Raw genomic sequence first — 15,460 nt, 5'->3', positions numbered from 1 at the left:
TCCCTGGTCGCTGTTTTATGCAATATTTCCTTCGGCCTCGATACCGCTGTATCCGACGAAGATTATCGCAGGCCAGGAAAACCTCAGCCCAGAAGACCGCGGCCGGTAAAGAACCTTTCCTTGTTATGTTCACATGGATATATCGATAGACGGCTTCGGGCGATCCGGGACGAGGAGAGTTTCATGCTGACGCGCAAGGGTTCGACGACGATTGCCAAAGTCGGTCTCGCCGCCATGCTGATGGTCGTGGTGCCGGCGGCCTATGCCGATGACAAGGTGGTCGTGTTTGCCGCGGCGAGCCTCAAGGAAGGGCTCGACGCCGTCAACAAGGCCTGCGAGGCCGACGTCGGCGAGGTGGCAACCATTTCCTACGCGGCGAGCTCGGCGCTGGCCAGGCAGATCGAAAGCGGCGCGCCGGCAGACGTGTTCATCTCGGCCGATCTCGACTGGATGAAATATCTTTCCGACAGGAAGCTGACCAAGCCCGAAACCGAAGTGAAACTGCTCGGTAACCAGATTGTGCTGGTCGCGCCGCGGGATTCCAAGGTCGAGACCAGGATTGAAAAGGGGTTCGCTCTTGCCGGGCTCGTCGGTGACGGCAAACTTGCCATGGGCGATGTCAAGGCGGTGCCTGCCGGCAAATACGGCAAGGCAGCCCTCGAATCGCTCGGTGTCTGGTCTTCCGTCAAAGGCAAGGTGGCGCAGGCCGAGAATGTCCGCGCCGCTCTAAAACTGGTGTCGACCGGCGAGGCAGCACTCGGCATCGTCTACGCCACGGATGCGCATGCGGAGCCTGGCGTGAAGGTGGTCGGCACGTTCCCCGCGGGTACCCATCCGCCGATCATCTATCCAGTCGCCCAGCTTGCGGATTCGAAGGGCAAGGATGCCCCGGCATTCCTAAAATGCCTGCAATCCGCCAAGGCTGGCGAACTCTTTAAGGCGCAAGGTTTTACCGTGCTCGCGCCGAGCAATTAGGGCAACGCGCTGACGCATGAACTGGCTGCTGGATCTTACTCCCGACGAATGGAACGCGGTCCGGCTGTCGATCAAGGTGGCGACCGTGGCGATGATCGCCAGCCTGCCGCCGGGCGTAGCAATCGCCCTTGTGCTCGCCCGCGGCCAGTTCTGGGGCAAGACGCTGCTCAATGGTCTGGTGCATCTGCCGCTGATCCTGCCGCCGGTGGTGACCGGCTATTTGCTGCTTTTGACTTTCGGCAAGAGCGGTCCGGCCGGGGCTTTCCTGGCCGAGCATTTCGGCATCGTTTTTTCCTTTCGCTGGACGGGCGCCGCGCTCGCCTGCGGCGTGATGGGTTTTCCGCTGATGGTGAGGGCGATCCGGCTGTCGATCGAGGCCGTCGACCGCAAAATCGAGGCGGCCGCCGGCACGCTCGGCGCTAATCCGCTATGGGTATTCGGCACGATCACCCTGCCGCTTATCCTGCCCGGCCTGATCGCCGGTGCGATTCTCTCCTTCGCCAAGGCGATGGGCGAATTCGGCGCGACGATCACCTTCGTCTCCAACATCCCGAACGAGACGCAGACGCTGCCGTCGGCGATCTACACTTTCACGCAGGTTCCCGGCGGCGACGCCGGCGCGCTCAGGCTGACACTGATCTCGATCGTCATATCGATGGCGGCACTCGTGGCCTCGGAAGTGCTGGCGCGGCGTGTCGGCCGGCGGATGGACATCGAATGACGGTTCAGGTCGACATCAGCCACCGGCTTGGCGATTTCGCCGTCAATGCCCGCTTCGAGAGCGCCGGGCGGCTGACTGCGCTGTTCGGGCCTTCCGGTTCCGGAAAGACGACGCTCATCAATTTGATTGCCGGGCTGATCCGCCCCGACAAAGGCCGTGTCGCGGCCGAGGGTCGCGTGCTGGTCGATAGCGACGCCGGCGTGTTCGTGCCGAAACACAAACGGCGGATCGGCATGGTGTTCCAGGATGCGCGGCTGTTTCCGCATATGAGCGTGGGGAGCAATCTGCGCTATGGCCGTTGGTTCACGCCGGCTGCCGAGCGCTACGCGGATATCGATGGCGTGGTCGAACTGCTCGGCATCGGTCATCTGCTCGACCGGCGGCCGGCAAAACTCTCCGGTGGCGAGAAGCAGCGCGTGGCAATCGGCCGGGCGCTGCTTGCCAGTCCGAAATTGCTGCTGATGGACGAGCCGCTGGCGTCGCTCGACGAGGCGCGCAAGGCCGAGATCTTGCCTTATATCGAGCGGCTACGCGACGAGACGAAAATTCCGATCGTCTATGTCAGCCACTCGATCGCCGAAGTGGCGCGGTTGGCGAGTGACGTCGTGGTGCTGATGCAAGGCAAGGTCGCTGCTTCCGGTCCGACCGGAGCGATCATGCAGCGTCTGGATCTATTGCCGGCCGAAGAGCGCGGCGAGGGCGGTGCCGTGCTGGATACCGCGGTTCTGCGCCACGACGAAGCCTTTGGCATGACGGTGCTAGGCTCATTGGCGGGCGAGATCCGGGTGCCGCTTCTGGCAACGCCAGTCGGTGCGCCGGTGCGCGTCCGCATCCGAGCCCGCGACGTGATGATCGCCACCGAGCAGCCGGTTGGCCTCAGCGCGCTCAACATACTGCCGGGCACGATCGTGGCGATAGAGCCGGGCGAAGGGCCTACGGTCGAGATTGGCCTCGACTGCAATGGCGCAACTGTGCTTGCCCGCATCACCGAACAGTCGCGGCAGACGCTGGGGCTTCGGCTTGGTCGACAGGTCTTCGCCGTGGTCAAGACGGTGAGCTTCGACCGGGCGAATACCGGCGCCGGCTTGCCGGCCGAGGCGGATGGGTGAACGGCCGATGATTCGCTATATCGTTTGGGAATAGCGGTATCGCCGCAGAACTTGTAGAATAGCGTGACCGCGGAGGAGCAAATGCCGTCGCTGAGTTTGCGGATAAATCTCGATCCGGATGGCCGCATCGGGCCGGGCAAGATCGAGCTTCTGGAACAGATCGCCGCCTTCGGCTCGATTTCCGCCGCGGCGCGCGGCATGGAGATGTCCTACAAGCACGCATGGGATCTGGTCGAAGACATGAACCGGGTGTTCGGTAAGCCGCTGGTTGCGGCACAGACGGGCGGCAAAAAAGGCGGTGGCGCCCAGTTGACGTCGGTCGGGCTTGCTGTGGTCAGCCGCTTCCGCGCCATCGAGCGGGCTGCGTCTTCAGCAGCGGCGGCGCATATGGAGGCGCTGCAGGCCGAGATCGACGCAGCGTGAACTCGGCGGAATTCATGCCGCGCTCGATCCCTGCTACTCCTCCGGCTCGCCCGGCTTGCGCAGCAGATAGGTGTCCATGATCCAGCCTTTTTTCCGGCGGGCCTCCTCACAGGTGCTCACGATCTTGTCGCCGACGTCGCCAATCCGGCCCGAGATGACGATCTCGTCGGGGGTGCCGAGGTAGGCGCCCCAGTGGACGGTGACGTCCTTGTCGTCCAGCGTGTTGAAGGCGCATTTGCCGTCCAGCATGACGATGGTGCTGCCGGCGTTTTCGGGCAGACCTTCCTCGGTGAGCCGGCGGCCGGTGGTGATCAAAATGGCGTCGCCGATTCGGTTCAATGCCATTTTGTGACTGGCGGCGAGTGCCTGGATGGCGGTGATGCCAGGGATGACCTCCAGCTCGAACGCGATATTGCCTCTGAGGCGCACGCGATCCAGGATGCGCAGCGCGCTGTCGTAGAGCGATGGATCGCCCCAGATCAGGAAGGCGCCGCAGCCATCTTCGGGGAGTTCGTCGCGGATCAGGCCTTCGTAGATCACGGCGATCGCTTCGTGCCAGTCGTCGACGGTCGAGCGGTAGGAAGGCGCCGGTTCGGCGCGCACCGGCAACTCGAATTCGACACGGCGGGAGTTCGGATTAGTGACGAAGCGGTCGCAGATCTGGTGGCGCAATTCGGCGAGGTCGCTCTTCTTGGCGCCCTTGTCGGGAATGAACAGCACGTCGGCCCGATTGAGGCCGTTGATGGCCTGGACCGTCATGTGCTCCGGATTGCCGGCGCCGATGCCGATGACGAGAAGCTTGCGCATGGGCGAACTCCTGCCCGATCGGAACCGGCGTGTCTAGACCGACACGACATGCCGGCAGGCGCCGGCGCATTTGCCGAAAGGCTTTGAAACGCCACATTGAACAGCTAGAGTCCTGTTGGCATTCTCGCCGGGGGAGTTTCCATGTTCCGTTACGTCTTGACCGCAGCCTTGGCGCTCTCGGCTACGCCTGCGCTCGCCAATGATTCGGTCGCCGAACTCGGCACTGGTGGGCTGATCCTTTCGCGCAGCGATGCGGTGGCGATGGAAAGCGAGGATCTCTACATCTCGCCGGAAAAGGTGACGGTCGACTACGTCTTCCGCAACAACACCGACAAGGATGTCAATGCGATCGTCGCCTTTCCGATGCCCGACATCGAAGGCGACCCCGAAGAAATACCGGCAATTCCGGAGGCGCAGAGCGACAATTTCCTCGGCTTCGAAGTGACGATCGACGGGGTGCCGGCAAAGCCGCAGCTCGAGCAGAAGGTGTTCGCGCTCGGCATCGACATCGGCGCTGACCTGAAGGCGCAGGGCGTGCCGTTCTATCCGTTCGGCGATGCGGCCAAGGCAGCGCTGGCAAAGCTGCCGCAAGCGGTCACCGACGACTGGGTCAATCGCGGCATCATCATCGAGGACACCGCCGACGACGGTTCGGGCATGAAGACCGTCTATACGCCGTTCTGGCAATTGCGCTCGACCTATTGGTGGCGCTCGACCTTTCCGGCCAACAGGGCGGTCCATGTCTCGCATCGCTACAAGCCGAGCGTCGGCGGCACCTCCTCGGTCAGCTTCTTCTATGACGGCCAGTTCCAGGGCCAGTATGCCGCCTACAAGACACGCTACTGCATGGACGATGCCTTCGAGAATGCCGTGCGCAAGGCAGCCAAGGACGATCCCGACGGCTATCCCAAATATTTCGAGAACCGCATCGCCTATATCCTGACCACGGGCGGCAACTGGGCCTCGGGAAACATCGGTACGTTCAAGCTGACCGTCGACAAGGGCGATCCGAAGAACCTGGTCTCGTTTTGCGGCGAAAACGTCAGGAAGATCGGACCGACGACGTTCGAGATGAAGGCGCAGAACTTCTACCCCGAGCACGACATCGACATATTGCTGCTGGAGCCATCCGATGGCGGGAACGGCGGCTGATGGATCTCGCGATTTATGTCGCCATCGCCGAGAACGGCGTGATCGGGCGCGAGGGTGGGTTGCCGTGGCGGCTTTCCACCGATCTCAAGCGGTTCAAGGCCGATACGATGGGCAAGCCCATCATCATGGGTCGCAAGACCTATGAAGGCATCGGCCGGCCATTGCCGGGCAGGCTCAACATCGTGGTGACACGAGACAGGGCATGGCGCGCCGAGGGCGTCGAAGTCGCGCATTCGATCGAGGACGCGATCGCGCTGGCGACGGTGCGCGGGCGCTGCATGGCCGGCGCCGACGAGATCTGCGTCATCGGCGGCGGGGAGATCTACGCTCAGGCGCTGCCGTTGGCTGATCGGCTGCACGTGACCCATGTTCTAGCCGCGGTCGACGGCGATGCCCATTTCCCGCCGATCGATCCGGCGCTGTGGCGGATCGTCCGCTCGCAAGACGTGGCGGCTGGCGAAAAGGACAGCCATGCGACACGCTATTCGGTTTACGGGCGGCGCCGCGACGTGCATTGAAGACGACAAAGCGTCGCGACAGGTTTAAATGGACCCAAAAGGCGGACAGTGGCGGCAGCCGATCGCGTTGAAAGCGTGCCGTCGCATCCCTATAGAAGAATAATATTGGATTTTGCGCCGGTGAGCCGGCGCTTGAGGGAATTCCAAGCGAAAGGACATTCATGCCCTGGAACGACAAGAGCGGCGGCGGCGGCCCGTGGGGCGGCGGCAACAATCAGGGGCCTTGGGGTCAGGGACCCAAGGGACCCAGCGGCCCGCAGGGCTCGCCTCCCGATCTCGAGGATATCATTCGGCGCGGGCAGGACAGGTTGCGGCGCGCGCTGCCGGGCGGCGGTGGCGCGAGCCCGGCCGTGTTCGGGCTGATTGCCGCGGCGCTGGTGGTGCTATGGGCGTTCAAGGCGGTCTACACCGTGCAGCCCGACGAAGTTGCGGTCGAGCTCAGGTTCGGCAAGCCGAAGGCGGAGCTCTCGCAGCCTGGCCTGCATTTCCATTGGTGGCCCATTGAAACGGTCGAGACCGCCAACATCGCCGAGCAGCTTGTCAGCATCGGCGGCGGCAGTTCCAGCGGCAATGGCCTGATGCTTTCCGGCGACCAGAACATCGTCAATGTGCAGTTCTCTGTGGCCTATCAGGTCTCCGACCCTAAGGCCTATCTGTTCGACGTGTCCGACCCGGACGGCATGCTGCAGCAGGTCGCCGAAAGCGCGATGCGCGAAGCGGTCGGCCGGCGCCCGGCGCAGGACATTTTCCGCGACGACCGGCAAGGCATTGCGGCGTCGGTGCGTGAGATCATCCAGACGACGCTGGACGGCTACAAGGCCGGCCTCAACGTCAACGCAATTTCGATCGAGGACGCCGCGCCGCCGCGCGAGGTGGCAGACGCGTTCGACGAGGTGCAGCGGGCCGAACAGGACGAGGACAAGTTCGTCGAGCAGGCCAATCAGTATTCCAATCAGAAGCTCGGGCAGGCGCGCGGTGCGGCCGCGCAGATCCGGGAAGACGCGGCCGCCTACAAGAACCGGGTCGTGCAGGAGGCCGAAGGCGAGGCGCAGCGCTTCATCTCGGTCTATGACGAATATGCAAAGGCGCCGGAAGTGACGCGCAAGCGGCTCTACCTGGAGACGATGGAGAGGGTGCTGAAGGATTCGAGCAAGGTCATCGTCGAGCAGGGCAATGGGCAAGGGGTGGTTCCCTACCTGCCGCTGCCGGCATTGCAGCAGAAGGCGCCGGCACCGGCCACCGGAGGAAACCAGTGATGGCCAACCGTCTTCCCGTCATTGCGGTCATCGCCGCGGTCATCCTGTTCCTGCTCTATTCGTCGGTCTTCGTCGTCAATGCGCGCCAGCAGGCGCTGGTGCTCAGGTTCGGCGAAATCGTCGACGTCAAGAACCAGCCGGGCATCTATTTCAAGGCGCCATTCTCCTTCTTCGATGCCGACACCGTGCAGCTGATCGAAAACAGGGTGCTGCGCTTCGACCTCGACAACATCCGTGTCCAGGTTTCGGGCGGCAAGTTCTATGAGGTCGATGCCTTTATCGCCTATCGTATCTCGGACCCGCGTGTGTTCCGCGCCGCGGTCTCCGGCCAGATCGAACTGGCCGAGGCCCGGCTGAGGACGCGTCTCGACGCCGCCTTGCGCCGCGTCTATGGCCTGCGAGACTTCGAGGCGGCGCTCTCGGAAGAGCGCGCCGTGATGATGCGCGAGGTGCGCGATCAGCTGAGGCCCGATGCCACCTCGCTTGGCCTGCAGATCGAGGATGTCCGCATCCGCCGCACCGATCTCACGGCCGAAGTTTCGCAGCAGACCTTCGACCGCATGAAGGCCGAACGTCTCGCTGAAGCCGAGCGGCTGAGAGCGCGCGGCAACGAGGCAGCGCAGCGGATCAGGGCTCGCGCCGACCGCGAAGTGGTGGAAATCGTCGCCGAAGCGCAAAAAGAGTCTGAAATCCTGCGTGGTGAAGGTGAAGCCCAGCGCAGTGCCACGTTTGCCGGTGCCTATCAGCGCGATCCGGCCTTCTTCGATTTCTATCGGTCGATGAATGCCTATGGCACGGCGCTGAACAGTACCGGAACGACGATGGTGCTGTCGCCGAATTCCGAGTTCTTCCGCTTTTTCCGCGACCCGAACAGCAAGGAAACGCCTGCGGCACCGGCGGCACCACCGCCTGCCGCTCCCGCCGCACCGGCGGCACAGCCAAGCACCGGCCAGTAGGGCCGGTGCAGGGGCGGCGGCGTAACGGAGGATTTATCCTCTGGCCGTAGCCATAGCCGCAAACGTGCCTTATTTCTTGCCAACATGACGCGGACCGGCATTTTTGCCGAAGCGGTTTTTTCAGAACGCCCGGAGGCCTTTCGATGACATCCACCACCCTTCTGCGTGCAGCGAGGCGGACGTTCATCGCCGGGGCCGCCGCGCTTCTGGTCGGCGCCGTTGCCGTTCCCTCGTTCGTGGCGCCGACGATGGCAGCCGACGGGCCGCCCTCGGTTGCCGATCTCGCCGCCGGCCTGCTTGGCGCCGTGGTCAACATCTCGACGTCGCAGACTGTTAAAGGCACTGAGGGGCCGGGCGCAGTGCCGATGCCGCAGCTGCCGGAAGGCTCGCCCTTCCAGGACTTCTTCGACGATTTCTTCAAGAACCGTGGCGGCGAGAAGGGCGGCGGCGGGCAAAAGGTGCAGTCGCTGGGCTCCGGCTTCGTGGTCGACGCCGAGCAGGGCATCGTGGTGACCAACAACCACGTCATTGCCGATGCCGACGACATCGAGGTGAATTTCTCCGATGGGGTGACGCTCAAGGCGACGCTGGTCGGCACCGACACCAAGACCGACGTCGCGGTGCTGAAGGTCGATCCGAAAGGGCACAAGCTGACGGCTGTGAAGTTTGGCGATTCCAACAAGATGCGTGTCGGCGACTGGGTAATGGCGATCGGCAATCCGTTCGGTCTCGGCGGCACGGTGACGGTCGGCATCGTCTCGGCGCGCAATCGCGACATCAATTCGGGCCCGTATGACGACTTCATCCAGACCGATGCCGCGATCAACCGCGGCAATTCAGGTGGACCGCTGTTCAACAGCAGCGGCGAGGTCATCGGCATCAACACGGCAATCATCTCGCCGTCGGGCGGCTCGATCGGCATCGGCTTCTCGATCCCGTCGCAGCTTGCCTCGGGCGTCGTCGACCAGCTTCGCCAGTTCGGCGAGACGCGGCGCGGCTGGCTTGGCGTGCGCATCCAGCCGGTGACCGACGACATTGCCGAGAGCCTGGGCATGGCGACCGCCAAGGGCGCGCTGGTCGCCGGCGTCATCAAGGGCGGGCCGGTCGACAACGGCACCATCCAGGCCGGCGACGTCATCATCAAGTTCGACGGCAAGGACATCCATGAAATGCGCGACCTGCCTCGCGTCGTGGCGGAGAGCCCAGTCGGCAAGGCGGTCGACGTAATCATCGTGCGCAAAGGGGTCGAGCAGATGGTCAAGGTGACGCTCGGCCGGCTCGAAGACGGCGAAAAGCTCGCCAGCGGCGGTGAAAACGGCAACACCGACCAGGACGACGCCGACAAGGCGCCTGCGGTTTCGACGGCTTCCGTGCTCGGCATGACGATCGGCGAGCTCAACGACGAGACGCGCACGAAATTCGGCATCGCCGCCGACATCTCCGGCGTCGTCGTGACCGACGTCTCAAAGGATTCGGCGGCGGCCGAACGCGGCATCCAGCCGGGCGAGGTGATCACCGAGATCGCGCAGGAATCGGTCGCAACGCCCAAGGACGTCATGGACCGGATCGGCGCGCTGAAGGAGCAGGGGCGCAAGAACGCGCTTTTGATGCTGGCGTCGAAGACCGGCGAGCTGAGGTTTGTGACAATCCGGATGGATTGAGTCCGGAAGAGCCTGCAACACTCTGATGTTGAAAGGAAAAGGGCGGCTAGCGGGCCGCTCTTTTTCTTGCCTGCCAGTCTGTGCGTGACAGCCTGTAGAAGACATGTCGCCTGAGTGCGGTGTGGTTGTCCGGAACACCTGGATAGTTGAAGTCGGAGGCGGGGTCGGCGATCATGCCCAGGCGCCCCATGACGGCAGTGGACCGGCTGTTATCCTTGACTGCGAAGGACACGATTTCGTCGAGGCCAAGTCTTTCAAAGCCGTAGGTGAGCCAGGCTTCGGCTGCTTCGGTGACATAGAAGCGGCCCCAGAATTCGGGTGCCAGCCGCCAGCCGATCTCGATCGTGCCGGGCGGCAGGAAGGGCAAATGATCGGTTCGGGTTATGCCGACAAAGCCGATGCATTCACCTGTGGCTGCGATCTCAGCGGCCGCGAAGCCGAAGCCGTCGCGATCGATAGCCGCGCGCAATTCCTCCATCTTGGCGTCAGCCTGGGCGCGGTCGCGGCGAAACGGAAAGAATTCCATGACCAACTCGTCGGAATTGATGCGATGGAAGAGCTCGCGGTCACCATCTTCCCAGTTGCGCAGGATTAGGCGCTCGGTGCGGATCGGCGTCATTCGACAAATTCCTCCCGGCGATAACCCTGCAGATAAAGCAAGGCGGTGAGGTCGCCGTGGTCGATGCGGATCTTTGCCTCGGATGCCACGGCCGGCTTGGCATGCAAGGCGACGCCGATGCCGGCAAGACGGATCATGTCGAGATCGTTGGCGCCATCGCCGACGGCAATGGCATCGGCAGGTGTCAGGCCGAGGCGGGCGGAAATCTCGATAAGGGCTTCGGCCTTGGCGGCGCGGCCGAGGATCGGTTCGGCGACCAAGCCGGTGAAGCGGCGATCCTGCTCGATCAGGCGGTTGGCGCGATTTTCGTGAAAGCCGAGCAATCCTGCGATGCGGGTGGTGAAGATGTCGAAACCACCGGAGATCAGCGCCGTCCAGGCGCCGCTGGCCGCCATCGTCTGGACGAGCGTGCGGCCGCCGGAGGCAAGCGTCAGGCGATTGTCGATGATGCGGTCGATGATTGCGGCATCGAGACCCTTGAGCAGCGCCACGCGCTCGCGCAAGGCCGGCTCGAATGCGATCTCGCCGTTCATCGATCGCGCGGTGATGGCGGCGACACGATCCTTGACGCCGATCTCGTCGGCAAGCTCGTCGATGCATTCCTGGTCGATCATCGTCGAATCCATGTCGGCGATCAGGATCTTCTTGCGCCTGTTCTCAGCCGGCTGGACGGCCACGTCGATCGGTTCGGAAGCAAGCGCGGCATGCAGGCGTGCCGTTATTTCGGAAGCGTCGGCGGTCTCCGGCAAGTCGAGCTCGCAGGCGATGTCTTCGGCCAGCCAGCGAACAGCGCTTGCGCCGACCGACCGCGAGGCCATATTCGCTAGCGTCGGCGTCAATGCGCGGCCGGCGGGATGGGATAGAAGCGTGGCGATCAGCGGCATCGAAAATTCCAGCGGACAGGCGGGCGAAGGCCGCGTGAAGAACGCGATCCTGATAGCCGGGCCGACCGCCAGCGGCAAGTCGGCGCTTGCACTCGACCTCGCCGAGCGCAATGGCGGTGTCATCGTCAACACCGATTCCATGCAAGGCTATTCGGTGCTCGACGTGCTGACGGCGCGGCCTGGTCCTGCCGAACTCGCCCGCGTCCCCCACTTTCTTTATGGACACGTCGATCCGTCCACCGCCTATTCCACCGGCGCCTGGTTGCGTGATGTCACGAAGCTGATCGACGACGGCACGCTCTCCGAGCGGCCAGTGATTTTCGTCGGAGGTACCGGGCTTTATTTCCGGGCGCTCACGGAAGGTATCTCGGAGATGCCCGACATTCCGAAGTCGATCCGCGATCGCTGGCGCTACGAGCTCCAGGAACAGGGCGCAGTGAGATTGCACCGCATCCTGTTGCGGGAGGATTCTGCGGCCGGCATGATGCTGAAGCCGACGGATGGCCAGCGCATCGTGCGGGCGCTGGAGGTGCTCGACGCATCGGGCCGTTCCATCCTGGAATGGCAGGCCGCGCGTGGCCGGCCGTTGATCGACAGGAGCAGCGCGCGCTTTTTCGTCATCGAGCCGGAGCGAGCGGCGCTGGTGGAGCGGATCGATGCCCGCTTCGACCGCATGCTGGACAAGGGGGCACTGGACGAGGTGAAGCAGCTTTCGGCGCCCGGCCTCGATCCCGACCTGCCGGCGATGAAGGCGATCGGTGTTCGCGAGCTCCAGGCCGCGCTGGCCGGCGCCATCAGTTTTCCCGAGGCCATCGAGCGCGCGAAGATCGCGACGCGGCAATATGCCAAACGGCAGACGACCTGGTTCAGGCACCAATTGGGCCCGGAATGGCAGAGATTGCGTCCGGGTGAGGGGATGGACTCGATGCCCTCACCCCCTCCTTCGAGCGCAACCTGAAAAGTCGACACCGAGGGGCCATTTCGCGTTGAAGTTGTCCAGGTTAACTGTCCGTAAGTTCCCGCATGCCATAAGATCGATAGGAACTTTCCAACGGGGAGCAGATGCGTTTCCACAAGGCGGAATCAGCCTTTTTTGTGTTTATTTTTGTGATCCTGGCCGCCGGCCTGGTGACGCTTTACGCCTATGGGCTCCTGCAAACCCTGGCCGCCGACATTAGCAATACGCCTTCGGAACTCGATGAAATCATCTATCTCAACAAGCTGCTGTTTGCGACCGGCGTGCTGCTGGCGACTGCGCTGTTCTTCGGCATTTTCTTCATCTACCCACTGATCCGAAAGCAGGCGACGGAAGAAGGCAAGCTGCGTGCCATGACCGTTTCGCTCAGCGCGCGTTCAGAGACGCTGGAGCACGCGGCGCTCACCGACAGCCTCACCGGCATGCAGAACCGGCGCTACTTCGATGATGCGCTGAAGGAATATCTCGAAGAGTTCCGCCGCATCGAGAAACCAGTCGGGCTGATGATCCTCGACCTCGACCATTTCAAGCAGGTCAACGACAGCCACGGCCACGATGTCGGCGACGAGGTGTTGCGGGCGGTCGCAAACTGTCTCAAGGACATGACACGCTATCACGACGTGGTGGCGCGCCTCGGCGGCGAGGAGTTCGCGGTGGTCACGCCCAATATGGATGCCGAGCTGCTATCCAAATTCGCCGAGCGCATCCGCAAGGCGATCGCCAACATGTCGGTGCTGACAGGCAATGTCCGACTGAAAATCACCACCAGCGTCGGGCTTGCTGTCTGGGATCGCAAGGAAACCGCCGAGGAGTTCTATCGCCGCGCCGATCGCCAGCTCTATGAGGCGAAGAGGCAAGGGCGCAACCGCGTCTGCGCCTGAAATTCCGTCGTCAAATTCGTGATGCTGGCCGTCTGTATCATTTTCTGCGTTTCCGGTGCACGCAGACCGATGTCACCCAGTCAAGCTGAGATGCTGCCTTTGTGGGGCTTGCCGGAAATAGAGGTGTTGCCGTGACTAAATCCTACCTCTCAGATCGTTATCGGGGCTATATTGCATGTCTAAACAAGCAGGATTGGCCAAACTTGGGGCGGTTTGTCCATGATGAAGTGACCCACAACGGTCGCAAGCTCGGATTGTCCGGCTATCTCGAAATGTTGGTGAGAGACTTCGACCAAATTCCGGACCTTTACTTCGACATTCAGCTATTGGTTGCCGATCCGCCTTATGTAGCGAGCCGGCTAAGCTTCGACTGCGCGCCAAGGGGAACGTTCCTTGGGCTCGATGTGAGCGAGAAAAGAATTTCGTTTGCCGAGAACGTATTCTATGAGTTTCACAGAGGGAAAATTGGCCAGGTGTGGTCAATTATAGACAAGACAGCCATCGAAGCTCAGCTGTGATATCTGCGAGCGCTGCCTAAAAGTCGCTCGGCTCGATCATTCTGGCGGACGCAGCCCGAAGGTCGCCGGCTTGAGGCCGTATCGCAAGTCGAAATCGTCGTTCCGCTGGGTGCGTGCGGCCGACGGCTTGCGATAGTCCGAATCGCCGGCCTGCCGGCCCGGATCGACGACTTCCGCGAAAGGCATTGCCTGCTGTGATTTCGGCATGTTGCGCAGCCGTTCGACGATCGCCACTAGGTCGACCTCGTCGCCGGTTTCGGACGGCAAGGCATTCTCGCGTTTGGCGGTGCCTGGGATCAAATCCTCGGAGAGTTTTTCGAACTTCATCCGCATCGTCGTTGCCACGCCTTCTCCGAAGGCGATGGCCTCGCGCTGGCCCATGGAAGACAGGAACGCCAGCGTCGAGGCCGAGGAATCGGCGATCGCCGAGCGGATGATCGCCTGGTCCTGCTCGTTGGCGAGCCGCATGGCAAAGAACGTCGAGCACTGCGACAGGATGGTCGGGTCGAGTTCGCCCGGGCGCTGGGTGACGACGCCGAGATAACAGCCATATTTGCGGCCTTCCTTGGCGATGCGCGACAGCGCGTGCCGCGTAGGCGCGAAACCGAGGCGCGGATCGGCCGGCATATAGCGATGCGCTTCCTCGCACAGGAAGAGCAGCCGCAAGCGGCCTTCGCTCCACAATGCCAGGTCGAAGGCCAGCCGCGCCAGCACCGAGCAAACGGAATTGACCACCTCGGACGGCATGCCGGCCATTTCGAAGCAGGTTACCGGGCGGCCGTGATGCGGCACGCGGAAAATGTTGCCGATCGTCTCGTGGATGGTGTCCTCGATCAGGCGCGAGTTAAACATGAAACGGTAGCGCGGATCGGATGCCGCCGATTCGATACGTGCCTTCAGTGACTTGAGGGTCGGGCGATCGTTCTTGCTTTCCAGCAATCCCATGCGCTCATCGACCAGCTTGATGAGGTCGGCAATGCGATAGGGCACCGGCGCGTCGGCGGTCAGCGCGTCGGTGCTGCGCCGTAGATAGTTGCCGGAGTTCGGATTGCGGTAGAGGTTCTTGGCCGCGGGGATGAGATCGCGCAAGGCGTCGACCTCTTCCGGGACCGTCTCGCGGCCGCGAAACAGCACCTCGGCAAATTCCTCGAGCTTGAACATCCAGAAGGGCAGGTCGAGCGTCGTCGAATCGACCCTGACGCAATGTTCGGGCAACGACGCGGCGAACTCGTTGTGTGGATCGAGGATGAGCACGCGTAGATCGGGCCGGGCGGCGATCGACTTGCGCAAGAGCAGCGACACGGCGGTCGATTTGCCGACCCCGGTGGTGCCGACAATGGCGAAATGGCGCGCCAGCGTATCGTCGATGGCGATATTGGCGTCGATGGCCTCGTCCTGCGACAGCGTGCCGATGGTGATCGAATGACGACCGGCGAGATCGTAGACGGCCTGCAGGTCGCGGCTGCGGATACGATGGGCAATGGCGCCGATATGCGGGTAGGTTGTGATACCACGGTCGAAGATCGGCTTCGCGCCGGGTTCGGCACCGTCGCGCACCTCGCCGATCAATTCGATGCTGACCTCGATCGGATTCTGGCCCTCGCTGCTCCAGGCACGATCCGACTTGCCGATTTCATAGACAAGGCCGACGGTTCGTGATGTGCCGAGATTGATCGAGATCATCTTGCCGACGCTCCACAGGCCGGTGACCGTGCCTTCGATGTCGTCGGCATAGGCGCTGATGGTGGCGCGCGCGCCGTCGCATTGCACGACATTGCCCAGAATGCGCTTGTCGTTCTGCTCCGCCCTGCGCCGCTCCAGCAAAGTCGGTTCCCCAATGGAGGCTTCGCGTTCAACGAGCATGGACAGGCCGGTCCCTTTTTCCCAAGCGATGAGCCTAGGCGAACGGGGTTAAGGTGGGATGAGGCCGGATGGTTTAGCGGACATTAAGGAGTTTGCGAAAACTGGACGAAACGGTCGTTGCCTCGCAAAAAAATTTCGATA

General features: G+C 62.7%; 16 protein-coding genes. 12 read left to right on the top strand and 4 right to left on the bottom strand.

The window, feature by feature from the left end; translation table 11 throughout:
* Positions 1 to 183 precede the first annotated feature (183 nt).
* From modA to NKJ13_RS08685, 4 genes are all read left to right on the top strand, one after another.
* Positions 184 to 975 (top strand): molybdate ABC transporter substrate-binding protein, encoded by a 792-nt coding sequence (gene modA, locus NKJ13_RS08700; protein WP_502899800.1) that lies wholly within the window; start codon positions 184 to 186, stop codon positions 973 to 975.
* A 16-nt stretch (positions 976 to 991) separates the two neighbouring features.
* The gene (gene modB, locus NKJ13_RS08695) at positions 992 to 1,696 is read left to right on the top strand and encodes a molybdate ABC transporter permease subunit (protein WP_352739947.1); all 705 of its coding nucleotides are present in this window, start codon (positions 992 to 994) and stop codon (positions 1,694 to 1,696) included.
* Positions 1,693 to 2,805: a molybdenum ABC transporter ATP-binding protein gene (gene modC / locus NKJ13_RS08690; RefSeq protein ID WP_352739945.1), complete on the top strand. Its 1,113-nt coding sequence runs from the start codon at positions 1,693 to 1,695 to the stop codon at positions 2,803 to 2,805. The genes modB and modC overlap by 4 nt, the downstream gene beginning before the upstream one ends.
* Before the next feature lie 81 nt (positions 2,806 to 2,886).
* Positions 2,887 to 3,228, top strand: coding sequence for a winged helix-turn-helix domain-containing protein (locus NKJ13_RS08685; protein WP_023676697.1), 342 nt, complete (start codon positions 2,887 to 2,889; stop codon positions 3,226 to 3,228).
* Between the two features lie 33 nt (positions 3,229 to 3,261).
* On the opposite strand, the gene cobF is transcribed toward NKJ13_RS08685, so the two are convergent.
* Positions 3,262 to 4,035: a precorrin-6A synthase (deacetylating) gene (gene cobF / locus NKJ13_RS08680; protein WP_352703559.1), complete on the bottom strand. Its 774-nt coding sequence runs from the start codon at positions 4,033 to 4,035 to the stop codon at positions 3,262 to 3,264.
* 141 nt (positions 4,036 to 4,176) lie between these two features.
* Here cobF and NKJ13_RS08675 point away from each other — a divergent pair, with 141 nt between their 5' ends.
* The 5 genes from NKJ13_RS08675 to NKJ13_RS08655 all read left to right on the top strand — a co-directional run bounded on the left by NKJ13_RS08675 (position 4,177) and on the right by NKJ13_RS08655 (position 9,578).
* Positions 4,177 to 5,187, top strand: a complete 1,011-nt coding sequence (locus tag NKJ13_RS08675) for a DUF4424 domain-containing protein (protein ID WP_352703561.1) — start codon at positions 4,177 to 4,179, stop codon at positions 5,185 to 5,187.
* Entirely contained in the window at positions 5,187 to 5,705 is a 519-nt protein-coding gene (locus tag NKJ13_RS08670) for a dihydrofolate reductase (RefSeq protein ID WP_352739942.1), read from the top strand. Before NKJ13_RS08675 ends, NKJ13_RS08670 begins: the two co-directional genes overlap by 1 nt.
* Positions 5,706 to 5,866: 161 nt before the next feature.
* Positions 5,867 to 6,961, top strand: coding sequence for an FtsH protease activity modulator HflK (gene hflK / locus NKJ13_RS08665; protein WP_023676693.1), 1,095 nt, complete (start codon positions 5,867 to 5,869; stop codon positions 6,959 to 6,961).
* A complete protein-coding gene (gene hflC, locus NKJ13_RS08660) occupies positions 6,961 to 7,917 on the top strand; it encodes a protease modulator HflC (protein ID WP_254818932.1) in 957 nt (318 codons plus the stop codon). The genes hflK and hflC overlap by 1 nt, the downstream gene beginning before the upstream one ends.
* A gap of 143 nt (positions 7,918 to 8,060) precedes the next feature.
* Positions 8,061 to 9,578 carry a DegQ family serine endoprotease gene (locus tag NKJ13_RS08655; protein WP_352739940.1) on the top strand — a complete coding sequence of 506 codons (1,518 nt, stop codon included), beginning with the start codon at positions 8,061 to 8,063 and terminating at the stop codon, positions 9,576 to 9,578.
* A gap of 46 nt (positions 9,579 to 9,624) precedes the next feature.
* Here the strand turns inward: NKJ13_RS08655 and NKJ13_RS08650 are convergent, their stop codons facing one another.
* Both NKJ13_RS08650 and serB read right to left on the bottom strand, forming a co-directional pair.
* A complete protein-coding gene (locus tag NKJ13_RS08650; RefSeq protein WP_352739938.1) occupies positions 9,625 to 10,197 on the bottom strand; it encodes a GNAT family N-acetyltransferase in 573 nt (190 codons plus the stop codon).
* Entirely contained in the window at positions 10,194 to 11,081 is an 888-nt protein-coding gene (gene serB, locus NKJ13_RS08645; protein ID WP_352739937.1) for a phosphoserine phosphatase SerB, read from the bottom strand. The genes NKJ13_RS08650 and serB overlap by 4 nt, the downstream gene beginning before the upstream one ends.
* On the opposite strand from serB, the gene miaA reads away from it, so the two are divergent.
* From miaA to NKJ13_RS08630, 3 genes are all read left to right on the top strand, one after another.
* Complete coding sequence (miaA, locus tag NKJ13_RS08640; RefSeq protein WP_352739966.1) at positions 11,071 to 12,039, top strand: tRNA (adenosine(37)-N6)-dimethylallyltransferase MiaA; 969 nt, start codon at positions 11,071 to 11,073, stop codon at positions 12,037 to 12,039. The two genes, serB and miaA, sit on opposite strands and share 11 nt — an antisense overlap.
* Positions 12,040 to 12,143: 104 nt before the next feature.
* Complete coding sequence (locus NKJ13_RS08635) at positions 12,144 to 12,938, top strand: GGDEF domain-containing protein (protein WP_254818928.1); 795 nt, start codon at positions 12,144 to 12,146, stop codon at positions 12,936 to 12,938.
* 131 nt (positions 12,939 to 13,069) lie between these two features.
* The gene (locus tag NKJ13_RS08630; RefSeq protein WP_352739936.1) at positions 13,070 to 13,456 is read left to right on the top strand and encodes an ester cyclase; all 387 of its coding nucleotides are present in this window, start codon (positions 13,070 to 13,072) and stop codon (positions 13,454 to 13,456) included.
* Positions 13,457 to 13,492: 36 nt separating this feature from the next.
* Here the strand turns inward: NKJ13_RS08630 and NKJ13_RS08625 are convergent, their stop codons facing one another.
* Positions 13,493 to 15,319, bottom strand: a complete 1,827-nt coding sequence (locus tag NKJ13_RS08625; protein ID WP_352644622.1) for an ATP-binding protein — start codon at positions 15,317 to 15,319, stop codon at positions 13,493 to 13,495.
* Positions 15,320 to 15,460: the final 141 nt, after the last annotated feature.

The organism is Mesorhizobium sp. M0174, from assembly GCF_040322275.1.
Taxonomy (GTDB): Bacteria; Pseudomonadota; Alphaproteobacteria; order Rhizobiales; family Rhizobiaceae; genus Mesorhizobium.
This window is presented reverse-complemented; position numbering and strand designations above follow the sequence as displayed.